This is a genomic window from Streptomyces sp. NPDC088197, from assembly GCF_044741185.1.
GTDB lineage: Bacteria > Actinomycetota > Actinomycetes > Streptomycetales > Streptomycetaceae > Actinacidiphila.
Map to the genome: position 1 here is coordinate 337,450 of NZ_JBIUSD010000004.1, position 15,850 is coordinate 353,299.

10 protein-coding genes are annotated in these 15,850 nt (G+C 72.6%); 6 read left to right on the top strand and 4 right to left on the bottom strand.

The features are described from left to right. Positions 1-103 precede the first annotated feature (103 nt). Positions 104-343 (top strand): DUF6191 domain-containing protein, encoded by a 240-nt coding sequence (locus ACIOC1_RS13595; protein ID WP_391045396.1) that lies wholly within the window; start codon positions 104-106, stop codon positions 341-343. Between the two features lie 54 nt (positions 344-397). Here ACIOC1_RS13595 and ACIOC1_RS13600 read toward each other — a convergent pair whose 3' ends face one another. Then, positions 398-1,090, bottom strand: a complete 693-nt coding sequence (locus ACIOC1_RS13600) for a hypothetical protein (RefSeq protein ID WP_391045399.1) — start codon at positions 1,088-1,090, stop codon at positions 398-400. Next, complete coding sequence (locus ACIOC1_RS13605) at positions 1,087-2,802, bottom strand: PHP domain-containing protein (RefSeq protein ID WP_401854044.1); 1,716 nt, start codon at positions 2,800-2,802, stop codon at positions 1,087-1,089. The genes ACIOC1_RS13600 and ACIOC1_RS13605 overlap by 4 nt, the downstream gene beginning before the upstream one ends. Before the next feature lie 298 nt (positions 2,803-3,100). Here ACIOC1_RS13605 and ACIOC1_RS13610 point away from each other — a divergent pair, with 298 nt between their 5' ends. After that, a complete protein-coding gene (locus tag ACIOC1_RS13610) occupies positions 3,101-3,739 on the top strand; it encodes a hypothetical protein (protein ID WP_401854047.1) in 639 nt (212 codons plus the stop codon). A 55-nt stretch (positions 3,740-3,794) separates the two neighbouring features. Here ACIOC1_RS13610 and ACIOC1_RS13615 read toward each other — a convergent pair whose 3' ends face one another. After that, entirely contained in the window at positions 3,795-4,319 is a 525-nt protein-coding gene (locus ACIOC1_RS13615; protein WP_401854050.1) for a hypothetical protein, read from the bottom strand. A 633-nt stretch (positions 4,320-4,952) separates the two neighbouring features. Between ACIOC1_RS13615 and ACIOC1_RS13620 the strand changes: the two genes are divergently transcribed. Beyond that, on the top strand, positions 4,953-8,210 hold the full coding sequence (locus ACIOC1_RS13620; protein WP_401854053.1) for a TIM-barrel domain-containing protein: 3,258 nt from the start codon (positions 4,953-4,955) through the stop codon (positions 8,208-8,210). Between the two features lie 59 nt (positions 8,211-8,269). Here the strand turns inward: ACIOC1_RS13620 and ACIOC1_RS13625 are convergent, their stop codons facing one another. Further along, on the bottom strand, positions 8,270-9,265 hold the full coding sequence (locus ACIOC1_RS13625; RefSeq protein WP_401854056.1) for a pyridoxal-phosphate dependent enzyme: 996 nt from the start codon (positions 9,263-9,265) through the stop codon (positions 8,270-8,272). 303 nt (positions 9,266-9,568) lie between these two features. Here ACIOC1_RS13625 and ACIOC1_RS13630 point away from each other — a divergent pair, with 303 nt between their 5' ends. The 3 genes from ACIOC1_RS13630 to ACIOC1_RS13640 all read left to right on the top strand — a co-directional run bounded on the left by ACIOC1_RS13630 (position 9,569) and on the right by ACIOC1_RS13640 (position 15,574). Continuing rightward, positions 9,569-11,452 carry a LamG-like jellyroll fold domain-containing protein gene (locus tag ACIOC1_RS13630; protein WP_401854059.1) on the top strand — a complete coding sequence of 628 codons (1,884 nt, stop codon included), beginning with the start codon at positions 9,569-9,571 and terminating at the stop codon, positions 11,450-11,452. A 133-nt stretch (positions 11,453-11,585) separates the two neighbouring features. After that, positions 11,586-12,110 carry an AAA family ATPase gene (locus tag ACIOC1_RS13635; RefSeq protein WP_401854062.1) on the top strand — a complete coding sequence of 175 codons (525 nt, stop codon included), beginning with the start codon at positions 11,586-11,588 and terminating at the stop codon, positions 12,108-12,110. Positions 12,111-12,364: 254 nt separating this feature from the next. Then, positions 12,365-15,574: a discoidin domain-containing protein gene (locus tag ACIOC1_RS13640; protein ID WP_401854064.1), complete on the top strand. Its 3,210-nt coding sequence runs from the start codon at positions 12,365-12,367 to the stop codon at positions 15,572-15,574. Positions 15,575-15,850: the final 276 nt, after the last annotated feature.

Consider the following 15,850-nt stretch of genomic DNA (forward strand, 5'->3'; position numbering starts at 1 on the left):
TCATGTCAACCCCTCGTTGTCAAAGGCGGCCCTCACTCGTTCGGGGGACGCTCGGCGTAGCCTGAAGTGGTGCCGTGTCGAGCCGAGCCGAGAAGGAGCCGCGATGTTCAACTTCATGGATGAGCTCTTCGCGCCCGGCCGCAAGCACACCGAGGACGAGCGCAACCGCTTGGAGCTGTCCCGCGACGACGAGGGCAGCAGCGATCCGGCGCGCGGGGCGATAGACCTCGATTCCGGCTCGGTGGTCATCCGTCCGGCCCACGCCGATGCCCACGTCACCGAGGCGGCCCCGTCGGAGCCCGCCCCCGCCGGGGAACCGGCCGTGGACGCGGACGAGGAGTGAGGCGCGGGCACGCCTCATCCGCAGGTCCCGAGCGATCCGCGCGCCACGGCGGGTCTACGGGTGGTCGGCGCAGCAGGGAGTCGGGTTCGGCACCTCGAAGGGGGCCAGCGTGCCACCGGGCGCGGGGGTCAGGTCCAGCACGAGCCGTCCGTCGCGCCACCGCGGGCGTACGTGGTCGCGGGTCCGCACGGGGATGTGCGGATCGGGCCCGTCGCCGTCCGTCGCGGGCGGCGCGCCGACCAGGACGACCTGGTCGATCGCGGTACGTGCGAGCAGGTCCGCGAGCGTGACGGTGCCGGTCAGGGCGTCGGCGCCCGGATAGAGCACCGCCCGGCCGCCGCTCCCGCGGGCGTGTTCCGCCGCCGCCGCGGTCGCGGAGCGCGCCTCCTCGGCCGGGCCGTGCGTAGCAGGGCCGAGTGCGGCGCCCGCACCGTCGAGTCCAGCGCTGGCGAGTCCCGCACCGTCGAGCCCCGCCCCGCCCGGTCCCGCCGTGTCCTCGGGCGAGAGCCGGGCCAGCAGCCGGTCCCATGCCTCCGTCGCGGCCTCGGCGTCGGGCAGCGCGAAGGAGACGGCCGTACGCGGGCGGGCGGTGGCGCGTACGAGGTGGGTGCAGGCGACGGTGGCGGCCGGGAGGTCGAGCACGTCGGCGAGGTGCCGGATGAGGTGGTCGGCCTCGCGCAGATTCACCGACCCGGCGGCCACACCGATGACGGTGTGGCCGCCGGGTCCTTCGTGCGGGGTCGTCATGCGGGCAGGACCCACATCGGGTTGGAGTAGAACCACAGGTCCTTCCAGGGGTCGGCGTCGCCGATCACGTCCATGGCGGGGCCGACCGGGTCGACGGATGCGCCGTTGACGCCGACGGCGGTGCGGTTGCCGTCGGTGCCGCGCAGGCGGACGTACACCGGCTTGTCGACCCGGCCCAGGGAGTAGGTCAGCCGGACCGTGCCGGTCGACTTGTCGACGTCGAAGGACTTCACGACCTTGGTGTTCGGCGCGGCGAGGGTGTCCTTGTCCCGCGCGGTGCCGGTCACCTGGCCCTGGATGACGTCGACGCGGGCGAGCTTGGGGACGAACTGGGACCAGTTCGGGCCGCCCGCCAGGGCGACGGTGACGACCAGGTCGACCTTGCTGCCGCGGCGCACGTGCAGGACGCCGCCGAGGGTGACCGACCGGCTGCCGTCGCCGAGCCGCGCGTCGAGGCCGCTGATCAGGCCGCCGTGGTCGACCCAGACGCGTCCGGCGCGGATGCCGTCCATGACGGCCGCGTAGGAGAAGCCGGCGGAGCCGACGTGGGTGCGGCTGTACTGGCCGGGCCAGAAGTCGGTGTCGGTGAGGTTGAGCGCGCCGCCGTAGACCGGATCGGCGTACTTGCCGTTGGCGTTGAAGTCGCCGTTCGGCCCGCGCACCGAATTGTCGGCGTAGACGTTGTGCGAGTCGGAGTTGGCGGTGATCCACCAGGGCTTGCCCTCGGCGAGGAGGCTGTCCCACAGGCCGCCGACGGTGGAGGTCATCCAGTCGAAGCCGCCCCAGGTGCGGTAGCTCTCCAGCGGGTAGCCCGGGAAGGAGTCGGCGCTGGGGCTGTTGTCGTAGATGCCGCGCCCGGACCCCGCGCCCTGTGGGGCGGGCAGGCCGCCCGCCTGGTGGCCGGGGGCGCCCTCCATGCCGACGGCGATCCCCGGCTGGGCGTCGCGCCAGGCGCGGATCTCGTGCGGGGAGTCGATGCCCTTGCGCGCCGGGTGGTTGGCCAGGAACAGCACGTCCTGGACCTTGCGCCGCCTGACCTGGTCGGCGAGGAAGTTCAGGCCGGAGATGGCCAGCGCCTCGTTGGCGGGCGTGCTGGCGCTCGCGCCCTTCACCGAACCGTCGAAGGAGTTCTCGAACTCCTTGAGGACCGCGACCTCGTTGCGGCCGGGGTGGACGAAGACGGTGCCGTGCTCGGCGGCCGGGATGTTCCACTCAAGGCCCTGGAAGACCAGGGTGTCGGAGACCTTCGCGCGGGCCGCGACGATGTCCGGATTGACCTTCTCCACGCCGATCTTGGCGTGCTGCTCGCTGCCGTGGTCGGTGATGACCATCCAGTCGAGGCCGTGCGCGTTGGCCTGCCGCACGTGGTCGATCACGCGGTACTTGGCGTCGCTGCTGTACTGGGTGTGGATGTGGTGGTCACCCGCCAGCCACAGCAGGCCGCCGGGGTGCGAACCGCCGTGGCCCGCATGACCGCCGGAGGAGTGCGCCGCCGCCTGGCCCGCTCCGGCCAGGACGCTCCCGGCCGCGAGTCCCGCGCCCAGCAGGCCCGTTCGGCGCAGCATGGAGCGCCGTGAGAGCTGACTGGGCGTCAACTCCTCGTCCGGTACCGAGGTGTCGAGGGCGGGAGGCAGCGAACCGCCGTCGGTGTGACCGCCGTGCGCGTGATCGTGGGGCCCGTGCTGGTGACCGTGGCTGTGGCCGTGGCTCATATTCAGCTCCCGCTGACGACAGGATGTACGCGTAGGACGCGGCGAGTCTGGGCAGCGCGGGTGAACGGCGGGAGGCACCGTGGGGTGGCAAAGGCGAAGTAAAGCGTAAGCAAAGGCCCACGGCGTGCGCGTCGCGTCGCGAGGACCCCTCGCATGCGGGCGTCGTCGGCGGTACGGGCGAGGACGCGTCCGGCCCCGGACAGGACCGCGCGGCGGCCCGTCGTCCACGGGCTCGGGACCGGTCCCGAGGCAGCGCCCGTAATCTCCGCGGACGATGGACGAACCGAGGAGTATCCGCGTGACCGCTCGGCAGCACTGGTCCCTGCCCACGTCGGTGAACTGCGTCCTGGCGCGCCGCGACCCCGCCGGACTCGCGGTGGAACTGGCGGCGGCCCGCCGGGACATGACCGAGTTCACCCTCGCGCTGGACGACAGCCGCACCTACCTCTACCCCAAGCGCGCCACCGTCGTCCGCCACCAGGGCAAGGCGCTCGCCCGCAGCCTCCGCCGGATCAGCGCCCGCCTCCGCCGGGGCGGCTGCGCGCGCCTGCGGGCGCACCCCCGGCTGGGGCGGTACGTCAGCGTCCACGAACGCGACGTGCTCGACGACGGCGGCGTCCTCGCCGTCCGCCGGGGCGTCCTCGAACTGACCCGCGCCCTGGCGACGTTGCGCAGCCGCGAGCCGTTCTACGTCCGCGTCCGGGACCGCGAGATGTCGAGCACCAGGTCCCGGATGAGCGCGTACGGCGCTTCGCTCGGCACCCTGCTCGACACGGTGGTCCTCGACCTCACCGCCGCGGACCTGTCCGGCCTGAACGCGCACGCCGTCTCCGGGCTGCGCGCCCTCTGGTCCCCGAGTACGGTCTGGTCCCCTGCCGCCGCCAAGAAGGCGCGCGCGGCCTCCCGCGAGATCGGCCCCGGCGTCTTCCTGCTCTGACACGGGCCCGTCGTCGCTCCGGAGCGGTGGGCGCGGCGCCTTCCGGGCGCGGTGTTCACCAGCCCGTCGCGGCGGCCACCTCGCGGGCGATGTCCACGACGCTCCTGCCGTCCGTGGCGATCCGTACCGTGTCCTGAGGCGCGTGTTCTGCCAGGTGCCGCGCCATGACGTCGCTCCGGCTGATGTGCGGGGCGAGTTGGGAGCCGGTCTCGCGCCGGGCGAGCCGGGTGCGGGCCGTCGCGTCGTCGGCGGTGAGCAGCACCCGGACGACGCGCGGCGGCCCGCCGCCCAGGGCCCGGACGAACATGTCGTGCTCCAGCACGCTCACCGTGTTGGTGTAGATCAGCCTGCGGTGCCCCAGCGCCGCGAAATTCGCCCACACCGCGGCCAGATTCCGCTCGGTGATCGCGGAGCGGCGCGGGTCGTCCGGCGGCGCCGGGTGCACCTGCCCCATGAGGTCGCCCTCGATCACGCAGTGCGCGACCTCCGCCTCCCGCAGCAGCTCCGAAACCTCCCAGGCCACCGTGGACTTGCCCACGCCCGAACGCCCCCCGATGAGCAGCACCTCATACGTCGTCACGCCGGGAGCCTCCCAGAGGCCGACCCCGTCGGGCCACGCGTTTTCCCCGGCCAGGGGGCGTACGGGCTTACGCGCGAGCCGACCGGCCGCGTTCTGACCGGCGCGGCACCGGGAGCCGCCGGGACCCGGAAGGGCGACGTCCGCGCCGCGCGCCGCCCTGTCCTACGTCAGGAGCGCGGCGCCGCGCCCCGCTTCCAGCGGTGCCCCGTGGGGGCGGTCTGCGCCTATCCAGGGAGCGACTAACCGCCCCTGACGGGGCATCACCCGCACCGCCCTGAGGATGCCCGGCGGTCGGGAACGGCGCGCCACCGCCGGTCTCGGCGCCGCGCGGGCGACCCCTCTTTTTCCAACGTTGACCGCCGCCCGTATGGACACCCGCCAGGCACTGTGCTGTCATGCCACCGACATCGTTTGCAACGATGGAAGAAGTGCGGGGAGGTGCCCGTGGGACGCGGGTGCCGCCTTTGTCCAGCATTCCGCCAGGTCGGACCTCAGGAGCCCACGCCGTACGGGGAGGCGGGCTCCGACAACGCTGTCAGCGGCCGACGGAGCCTCACGACGGGTCGACAAGGGGCCCGCTTCAGGACGGAGTTGTGCGTGAGAAGAAGACGAGCGTGGCGCACGATGCGGTACATGCGGCGGCGGGCAGCGGTGGTCGCCGTGACCGCCTGCGTGGCGGGGATGACGGTGGCCGGGGCGGGCCAGGCGTCCGCGGGACCGGGACACGGGGCGGGCCACCACGCCGTCCCCTCGGTGACCTCGGGCGGCGCCCGCTTCCAGGTGCTGTCGCCGACGTTGATCCGTACCGAGTACGCGCAGGACGGGAAGTTCACCGACACCGCGACGTACAACGCGATCGGCCGCGGCGACTTCGCGCCTGCCGCGTACACGACGAGCACGTCCAACGGCTGGCTGACGGTCGCGACGAGTGCGATGACGCTGCGGTACCAGGTGGGCTCCGGGCCCTTCAGCGCGCGGAATCTGTCGGTGAGACTGACAGCCGGACCCTCGGCGGTCACCGCGGCGCCGTGGCAGCAGATGACGTGCGCGGTCGGCGCGCTGTGCGAGGCGGAGAGCCTGCCGTACAGCGGGGTCGGCGTCGCCACGGACCACACCGGGTACACCGGCTCCGGCTTCCTGGCCGGCTTCCAGGGGACGGGCAGTTCGCTGTCGGCCGACGTCGAGGTCGCGACGGCGGGCACGTACCAATTCGACGCGCGGTACGCCAACTCCGCGGCGGGCGACGGCCAGAACACCACACGCACGCTCACCTTGACGGTCGACGGCGGCGCGGCGCGGACCCTGAGCCTTCCGGTGACCGGCAGTTGGGACACCTGGAGTCTGGCGACCGCCGCGGTGCAGCTCGGCGCGGGCCGTCACACCGTCACGCTGTCCAGGGCCGCCGGGAACTCCGGCAATGTGAACATCGACAGCGTCGCGCTGGTGAACTCGGGGAGCGCGTTCCCCCCGGCCTCGGCGACGGCGATCGCGGACTGTGCCTTCGGCGCGAGTTGCGAGGCCGAGGCGGACCGGATCGCGGGTTCCGCGAAGGTGGCCACCGACCACGGCGGGTACTCGGGCAGCGGCTTCCTCGGGGAGCTGAACCAGGGGTCGAGCGTGACGACCCATGTCGTCGGGGTGCCGTCGGACGGGACGTACGCGGTCCAGGTGCGCTATGCCAACTCCACGGGCGGCGACGGCCTGAACCAGACCCGTACGGCCACGGTGTCGTCCGGCGGTACGAGTCAGACGCTCTCGCTGCCGGTGACCGGCAACTGGGACACCTGGCAGACCGCCTCGGTGCCCGTGGCGCTCAAGGCGGGCGCCGACGACATCACCGTCGGCTGCCCGAACGCGGCGAGTTGCCACATCAACCTCGACACGCTGTCGGTGACCGCGTCCGGCGCGGCGGCCCCGCAGCCGCACCTCGCGCTCGGCGGATACCGGCGCAGCCTCGACGGGCTCAACGGCGACAACGGCAATCCGACGACCACGCCCGGCTTGATGTACAAGGACGGCTGGTACCTGCTGGACGACACGACGTCCGCGCTGTACGACACCGCCGCCAAGAAGGTCACGCAGCGCCCCTCGCACAACGGGACGCCGTACCAGGACGGTTATCTCTTCGGATACGGCCACGCCTACAAGCAGGCGCTGTCGGATCTGGCGACGCTGACCGGCCCGGCGCAACTGCTGCCGCAGTGGGCGTACGGCGTCTGGTACTCGGAGTACATCGACAGGACCGCCGCCGACTACGAGAACACGATCCTGCCCGCCTTCCGGTCCGAAGGCGTCCCGCTGGACGTCCTGGTGACCGACACGGACTTCAAGTCGCCCAACGCCTGGAGCGGTTGGGAGATGAACACCGCCAAATTCCCCGACCCGAAGGGCTTCTTCGACTGGTCGGCGGCGCAGGGGCTGCACAACACGCTCAACACCCACCCGAGCATCCTGGCCTCGGACCCGCAGTTCGCACAGGCCCAGGCGACCGCCAAGGGCAAGCTGGTCAAGGGCGGTTGCGCGGCGGGGGCGAGCGCGGGAGGCGACTGCTACGTCTTCGACTTCGGCGACCCCGACCAGCTCAAGGCGTACATGGACCTGCACAAGACGATGGACCAGCAGGGCAACGACTTCTGGTGGTTCGACTGGTGCTGCGACAACTCCCAGTCCTCGCTCGCCGGAGTGACGCCCGACGCGTGGATCAACCAGGCGTACGCGGCGGAGTCCGCTCCGGCGATCGGCCGCGGCTTCGTCATCTCCCGTGCCTACGGCTCGCTCCAGGCCGGCGGGTACAGCGGCCAGCAGGGGCTGCCCACCGGACCGTGGGCCGACAAGCGCACCACCGTGCACTTCACCGGTGACACGTCCTCGACCTGGGGAACGCTGCGGTCCGAAGTCGGTTACACACCGGGCGAGTCGGTCGCGACCGGCATGTCCGCGGTCAGCCACGACATCGGCGGTCACAACGACACGACCGGACTGACCGGCTCGGAGACGTACACCGACGGCGGCGGCACCCACACCACGCACAAGCTGCCGGACGACCTGTACGCCCGGTGGGTGCAGCTCGGCACCTTCCAGCCCGTCGACCGGCTGCACAGCAACCACAGCGACCGGCTGCCGTGGCAGTACGGCACCGCGGCCCGGCAGTCGGCGGACACATTCCTCAACCTCCGCGAGAACCTGGTGCCTTACACGTACAGCCTCGCGCAGCAGGCGGCCACCACGGGCGTCCCCGTGGTCCGCGCCACATACCTCGAATACCCGGACGAGCCGCAGGCGTACGCCACCGCGGGCAGTGAGTACTTCTACGGCTCCGACATGCTGGTCGCTCCCGTCACCACCCCGGGGACGACGGCCACGACGTCGGTGTGGTTCCCGCCCGGCCAGTGGACGGACTACTTCACCGGGCAGACCTACACCGGCGGCACCACGCGGACCATCACCACGGGGCTCGACCGGATGCCGGTGTTCGTGAAGGCGGGCGCCGTCATCCCGACCCGTACGGACGATGTCACCGCCAACGACAAGGCGCCGCTGACCAAGGTCACGCTGACCGTGGCCGCGGGCGCCTCCGGCTCGACCTCGCTCTACGAGGACAACGGCACCACCGGGGGTCCCGGTCGCAGCGCCACCACGACGGTCCGGTACCGCGAGAGCGGCGGTCGGCACACCGTCACCGTCAGCCCGGCCGCCGGGTCCTTCCCCGGCCAGGTCAGGACCCGGCAGTGGACGGTGACGCTGCTCGGCGTCGCCGCGCCGAGCCACGTCACGGCGGCCGGCAAGGGATTGTCGCCGGACGCGTACCACTACGACAGCGCGACCCGCTCCCTCACCGTCACGCTGCCCGCGCGCAGCGTGCACGCACCGGTCACCCTCAGCTACCGCTGACCGACCGGCCCCGTACGGGCCCGCGCGTACCCCCGCGCGGGCCCGTACCCATGACGCGGCTAGGGCGCGCCACCGCACAGCTCCGCGAAGCGCGCGGTGTCGATGTTGCCGCCGGACAGGATCAGGCCGACGCGGGGCGGTAGGGGGGTGACGCGGGCGGAGAGCAGGGCGGCCAGGGGCGTGGCGCCGCTGGGTTCGAGGACGATCTTCAGGCGTTCGAAGGCGAAGCGCATCGCCTCGCGGATCGCGTCCTCGGTGACCAGGACGATGTCGTCCACCAGCCGCCGGTTGATGGAGAAGGTCAACTCGCCGGGGACGGAGGCCGCTTGTCCGTCGGCGATCGTGCGCGGGACGGGGATGGCGACACGCTCGCCCGCCTCCAGCGAGCGCTTGGTGTCGTCGCCCGCCGCCGGTTCGACGCCGATCATCCGGATGGCGCTGTCCAGCCCCTTGACGGCGGTCACGCTTCCCGCGAGGAGTCCCCCGCCGCCGACCGGCACCACGAGGGCGTCCAACGGCCCTGCCTCGTCGAGGAGTTCCAGGGCGGCGGTGCCCTGTCCCGCGATGACGTGCGGGTGGTCGTACGGCGGGATCAGGGTGAGGCCGCGGTCGGCGGCCAGCGCCTCGCCGATGGCGACCCGGTCGCCCGTATACCGGTCGTAGGTGACGACCTCCGCGCCGTAGCCCTCGGTGGCCTCCCGCTTGGAGCGCGGGGTGTCCTCCGGCATCACGATCACCGCGGTGCTGCCCAGCTCCCGCGCGGAGAGCGCGACGGCCTGCGCGTGGTTGCCGGAGGAGTACGCGGCGATGCCCTTGGCCAACTGCTCGGGCGTGAGCCGGGACGCGGCGTTGTACGCGCCGCGGAATTTGAACGCGCCGACGCGCTGGAAGTTCTCGCACTTGAGATGGACCTCGGCGCCGACGAGGTCGTCCAGGGTGCGCGAGCGCAGGACGGGCGTACGGTGCGCGACGCCGTCGATGCGGGCGGCGGCGTCGCGGACGTCGGCCAGCGTGACCGGCGCGGCGGCGGTCGGGGGGCGGTGGGTTGAGGTCACCACCGCACCCTACGCCGTGCTCCTCGGGCGCCTCGCGGGTGGCCGGACCTCGGACGTTACGGTCCCGCGGCCTGCGCGGCGGCGGTGCACGGGCCGGGGGCGCGCCCGGAGTGGGTGATTCCGGCAAGGCGTTCATGTGCGCTTCGTCGCGCGTTGGCTGGGGCTGTCATCTCGGTCCGTAGCGTCGGCTTCTGCCGGCCGGACCTGCCCCGTCGACCTCTCGGGGACCCCTCACAGGTTCCGTGCTGCCCCACGGCGACGACCGATGAACCGAACAACAGCGCAGACGAATGAGAGACGCCCATGTGCAGTCCGCAGCACCAGCCCGAGGGACCCCTGCCCGGCGCGAGCCGCCGATCGTTGCTCGTCGGAGCCGGACTCGCCGGAGCCGCGGTGGCCGGTCTGTCGGCCGCGGGACCCGCGTCGGCCAGTACGCCGGGGACGGCCGGAACCGCCGGGCTACCGGGGTTCGGCGGGCCGTGGCGGCCCGACACCGACGACCAGCGCTTCACCGTCGTGGTGATGCCGGACACGCAGTACATGTTCGACGGTGACGCCCTGTACCCGGCGCCGGTCGAGGCGGCCTTCCGCTATCTGCTGGCGAACGGCAAGGACGAGAACATCGTCTTCATGGCCCACCTGGGCGACCTCACCCAGAACGGCAAGGCGGGCGAATTCGCCTCCATCAGCAAGGCGTTCAAGATCCTGGACGACCACCAGGTGCCGTACAGCGTGCTGGCGGGCAACCACGACATCCCCGGCAAGGACGACCAACGCGGGAACACGCCGTACCTCGACCACTTCGGACCGCGGCGGTTCCGCAAGGCGCGCTCCTTCGGCGGCGCGAGCCCCGACGGCTACAACACCTTCCACACCTTCCGGGCCGCGGGCCGGGAGTGGCTGGTGCTGGCCCTCGACTGGCGGCCGTCGGCCGCGGGCGTCGCGTGGGCGAAGAAGGTCATCGCCGCACACCCGAAGTCCCCGGTCATCCTCACCACGCACGAGATCGTCGGCGCCGACACGTACGGCGACGAGGCCGAACTGTCCGACTTCGGGCAGCAGTTGTGGGCCGACCTGATCGACGGCAACGACCAGATCTTCCTCACGCTCAACGGCCACTTCTGGCCGCCCGCCCGCACGGTGAAGAAGAATGCCGCCGGACACGACACGCACCTGCACATCACCAACTACCAGGACCGGTACTACGGCGGCGCCGCGATGATCCGGCTCTACCGCTTCGACCTGGCGCGCGACACCATCGACGTCGAGACGATCTCCCCGTGGATCCTCGGCAAGGCCGCCGACAGCCTCAACGAACTGGAGCGGCAGGAGATCGAACTGACGGGACCGCAGGACCGGTTCTCGCTCGACATCGACTTCGAGCAGCGCTTCTCGGGCTTCGCCCCGGCCACCCCGCGGCCCGCACGGCCCGTCAACCGGATGCTCGTCCCCGGCACCCTGGCGTACTGGCGGTTCGACGGCTCGCACGGCACCGACCGGATCGTCGACCTGTCGGGGCGCGGCAACGACCTCACCAAGGTCGCGCTGCCCGGCGCCCCGGACGCGGCGCTGACCTGGTCGGCCGACCACCACCCGGACCAGCCCGGCCACGCCAGCCTCTACTTCGGCGGGGACAGGGACAGCGGCGGCCCGCACGGCGCCTACCTCCAGACCGTGGACAGGGCGCCGCTGAACGCGGCCACCTTCCGCTCGGCGTACACCTTCGAGGCGTTCTTCAAGCTGCCCGCCGACTGGGACGGCAACCGCAACGGCTGGTCGGCGCTGCTGAGCCGCTGGGGCACCAGCGGCCAGGCGGGCAAGACGGGTTACTCCGAGACCGAGCCGATCGTCACCCTCAGCCTGTCCGGCGGCGCCGAACTCCAGTGGAACGTCTACCCGTTGAACCTCACGACGTCGACCACCAACTGGGGCCACTACCTGCCGATCAACGTCTGGTGGCACGTCGCCGTCGTCAACAACGGGCGGCAGACCACGATGTACGTCGACGGCTGTCCGGTCGTCCGCAATCCGTCCACCCGCAACAACGGCCTGACCTCGCTCAATCTGCCGTGGATGATCGGCGGTCACGCGGACGGCGGCAAGCCGGACCAGGTCATGCGCGGCTGGATCGGTGACGTCCGGATCGCCGAACGGGCGCTGGCCCCGCGCGAGTTCATGAACGCCTGACGGACACAGCCGCCGGGGGGCGGGTCCCGACCCGACCGCACCCGTCCCCCGGCCCCGTCCCCCGGCCCGGACCTCACTCTCGATCGGACCCGGACCGGGACCCCACCGCCCGAGCAGCGGTTAGCCTCGGGCGGTGAAACGCATCCTCGTCGCAGGCATCACCGGAGCGGGCAAGACCACCATGGCGCGGGCCCTCGCCGAGCGGCTCCGCCTGCCCTTCCACGAGATGGACGCCCTGCGGTTCTCGGGCCCCGGCTGGGCCACCGACCCGGAGTTCGAGCGGAAGGTCGCCGACCTCGCGGCCGGCCCCGAGTGGATCGTCGACTCCTTCGGCTACCCGGAGGTACGGGACCTGCTGTGGACACGCGCGGACACCGTGGTCTGGCTCGACTACCCGCGAGCGGTGATCATGCCGCGCGTCCTGCGCCGGTCGCTGAGCAGGACGCTGCGCCGGGAGCGGGTCTTCGGCGGCAATGTGGAGACCGTGTCGGGCTGGATCAGCGGCGAACACCCGGCGTGGTGGGCCTGGTCCCAGCACGCCGCCCGGCGCGCGGACATCGGCGGGCGCGGCCAGGACCCCCGCTTCGCGCACCTCCAGGTGTTCCGTTTCCCCTCGCCGCGTCGGGCCGAGGCGTGGCTGCGCACCGTGCGCCCGTGACGCGGTGACCTGGCGGGCTCGTCGGCCCGATGGCCGCGTGCCGAACCCCGGTACCCCCGCGACCGACGGCTGGGCCGGGTTCCGGACGTGCCCCGCGCCTCCCCCGGCCGCCCGTCCCTCGCATCCCGCAGCCCGCGCACCGCGCCTCCCACCGGCCACAGTCCGCCCGGTCACCGGCCGCGGTCCGTCCGCTTTGCCGTCTCCCCAGACCTTGACGGCCGCGTCCACGACCGCAAAGAATGGCCCGGCAGCCTATGACAACGTTGTCTAAACGCAAGAGGAGATCTGCCGTGACCCACGACCCCGCCGGACTGGGCAGACGGCGCTTCGCCCAGCTCGCCGCGCTCACCTCCCTGGCCGTCGCCACGCCGCTGTCGATCGGCGCCGCCTCCGCGGACGCCGCGCCCGCGGGCCGGCCCGGCGGCGCAGGGCACGGTCCTGGCCACGCTCCCGACGACGATGTCGCCGCCGCCTACTACCAGGCGCTGCTGACCCACACCCGCTGGGCCGAGACCCAGTGGGACGCTTCGAAGGGCTACTACACGGGGACCGACTACAACTTCGTGGTCGTCCTCGGCAACGCGGTGCTGCTGACCCGCGGTACGTACGACGCCACGAGCGCGGGCATCGACAAGGAGACGCTGCGGGCGCACACACTGGCCACCGTCAAGCACTTCGCCGCGTCCAACCGCCTGACGGGCGGCACCGAGTGGGGCCGCACCCTCTTCTTCGACACGACCTTCCAGCTCTACTTCGTGCTCGCGGCGCACCTGCTCTGGGACCAGTTGGACGCGGTGACGCGAGGTCACGTCGATACGATCGTGCGCGAACAGGCCGCGTACACCACGGCGTTGGGCACCGCCAACGACCCAGCGTCCGGCAGTTGGACGCCGAACGGGCTCAAGGGCGGCTTCGTCGGGGACACCAAGCTGGAGGAGATGGGCGTCTACGCCCAGTCCCTGGCGCCGGGTCTGGCCTGGGCCAGCGACGATCCGAGGTATGCCGACTGGAGCGCCGCGTACGGCCGTTGGAGCCGGAACGAGACGGGGCTCCCGGCCGCCGACCTGGCCAACCCGACCGTGGTGGACGGCGTCGCGGTCAGCGCGAACACCGCGACGAATCTGTACGACTCCTTCATCGTGGAGAACCACGGCTCCTTCGGACCGCACTACCAGCAGGAGTTGTGGCGCACCTCGGGCCGTAACGCCGTGCACTTCATCACCGCGGGCCGTCCGCTGCCGCAGGTGCTCACCGAGCAGCCGAACGCCAAGCAGTTGTGGCGCACGCTGCTGATGGTGATGAGCGACGCGGGCGAGCCGCTGATGCCGATGGTCGCCGACCGCGAGCACCTCTACGGCCGTGACGTGATCCCGCTGGCGTTCCTCGCGCAGGTCGCCGGGGACCGTACGGCGGCGTGGGGCGAGGCCGCGATGGCGGCGCGGCTGGCGCCGTACCAGGCGTACGCGCCGCTGTACCGGCTGGCGAAGTTCTCCGGTGAGCCGAAGTACGAGCCCGAGGCGCGCGCCGAGGTGGCGATCAGCTATCTGCTGCACGAGTGGCGGGCGGCGCACGGCGGGATCGTCAAGCCGCTGTCGGACGCGGAGATGTTCGCGCGGGCCTCCGGCGTCAAGGACTTCGGCACCGGCCCCGGCCTGGTCGCGCAGCAGACCCCGGCGGCCTGGGCGGCGGCGGTCAGCAAGCCGGGCTTTGTGAAGTTCGGCTGGCAACCCGCCCACGACGACTGGCTGTTCGCGCTCAGCGGCACGACGCCGATGTTCCTGCCCGCGACGGCGGCGAAGGTGCTCAAGCGGTCGGTGACGACGTACCGGGAGGTGCGCGACGGCTTCGACGCGACCGCGACCGTGCTGACCCTGGACTCGGGCACCGCGGGCTTCACCACTCTGCCGTCCGGCGCGGTGGTCTACGCGACCAGCGGTACGGCGTCGGGCGAGGGCTCGCTGCGGGTGCAGAATCTGACGATGCCCGGTGTCGCGGGGCTCGTCGGCAGCCGTACGTACACCGCGGCCGAGGGCAGCGCGAAGGTCGCCTCGCAGGACAGCGGCAACGCCGGTGTCGGTCCCGGGCCGCGGGTGGACGAGCTGACCGTGCCCAGCGGTTCGTGGCGGTACGTGCGCATGCAGGGCGTCGCGGGCCACACCACGTACGGCTACTCGCTGTACGCCTTCGAGGTCCGTGACGGCGCGAGCGGTCCGGATCTGGCCCAGGGCAGGACGGCCACCGCGTCGTCCGCCGACTCCGGCAAGGGCGCAGCGCTGGCCGTGGACGGCAATGCGACGACCCGGTGGGCGGTCGCGGTCTCGGACCGCGGGCGCGCGGACAGTTGGCTGACCGTGGACCTCGGCGCCGCCAGTGCCTTCGACCGTGTGACGCTGCGCTGGGAGACGGCGGCGGCCCGCGCGTACCGCGTGCAGGGCTCGGCGGACGGGAAGACCTGGACCGATCTGATCCGCTTCCCGAGCGCGGACCTGTCCAGCCGCGGCGGCTGGCTGTCGGTGGACGGCCGGGCGGGGCTGGTGGTGCGCGGCGCCGCCAACCCGCTGTCGGTGTACGGCGATCTGGTGGTGCTCTCCGACGGTCCCGCCGAGCCGTTGCTGGTGGAGGGGCTGCCGTCGGGCGACCCGCGCGCGGTGAAGGCCGCCGCCGCGCGGCCCGCGCCCCGGGCGCGCGACGCGGCGGTCAAGGCCAGTACGGCGGGCGGGCACTTGAGCCTGTTCAACCTCTCCGCCGGCTCCGTCGCCACCACGGTGTCGGTGCCGCAGAGCCGGTCCCGTCTCACGCTCTACGCGGGAACGCAGCAGGTCACCGCGGACGGCACCGATGTCGCCGCCGAGTTGACGGCCGCGAGCGCGGCGGTCGTCCCGGCCCGCTTCACCCTGACGTCGCGTGCGGGCGGTTCGGTGCCCACCGGTCTGCGGGTGGAGGTCGTGGACGCCGCGACCGTACGGGTGAGCGGTCCGCGCGCCCGTCTGCTGGTCACGGCGCCGTCGGGCGCCCGCGCCCAGGTCGATGTCCAGCCGGGCAGGACCGCGCAGGTCACCGTGCGCGGCGCGAAGCCGTACCCCCTGGAGGACGTGGCGGTCGGCTGCGACACCTTCCCGACCGGTCCGCTGCCCGCGGGCATGTCGGATCCGGCCGCGGCCGTGGACGGCGACCCGGCGACGTCCTGGCGGCCCGGCTCCGCGCGCGGCCGCATGGTGGTCGATCTCGGCGCGGCGGTCGATGTGCGGGAGATCCGTACCGCCTGGACCGGCGGCCATGTGCCGTCCGCCGCCATCGAGTTCAGCGCGGACGGGCTGACGTACACCTCGGCGGGCGAGCTGCGGCGGCGCGGCCGTGCGGCGACGCTCGCGGCGCGTACGACGGCACGCTATGTGGCGCTCGCCGTGTCCGGCGGTCGCGACACGGACGCGCGGCTGGTGAGCCTGGAGGTCGTCCCGGCCTGACCACGGCCGGACAAGAGCCCCGGTTCGGGGCGGCAGACCGGGTCAGGCCGGTCTGCCGCCCCGAACCGTCAGTGCCGCGGCGGGCACTGACGTCGCATCAGGTCAGGCTCAGCGCACGACGACGCGCAGCAGGCGGAAGCCGTGGTCGTCGGCGCCCTCACCCCGGGCACGTCGTGCACCGTGAGCGTCGCGGCCGTCACCGGGACCGGTGTCGGCCCCGCGGCGGCGGCCACCGGCAGGACGCCGTCGGCGTCGGGCCGATGAGGAGGCCCGCTC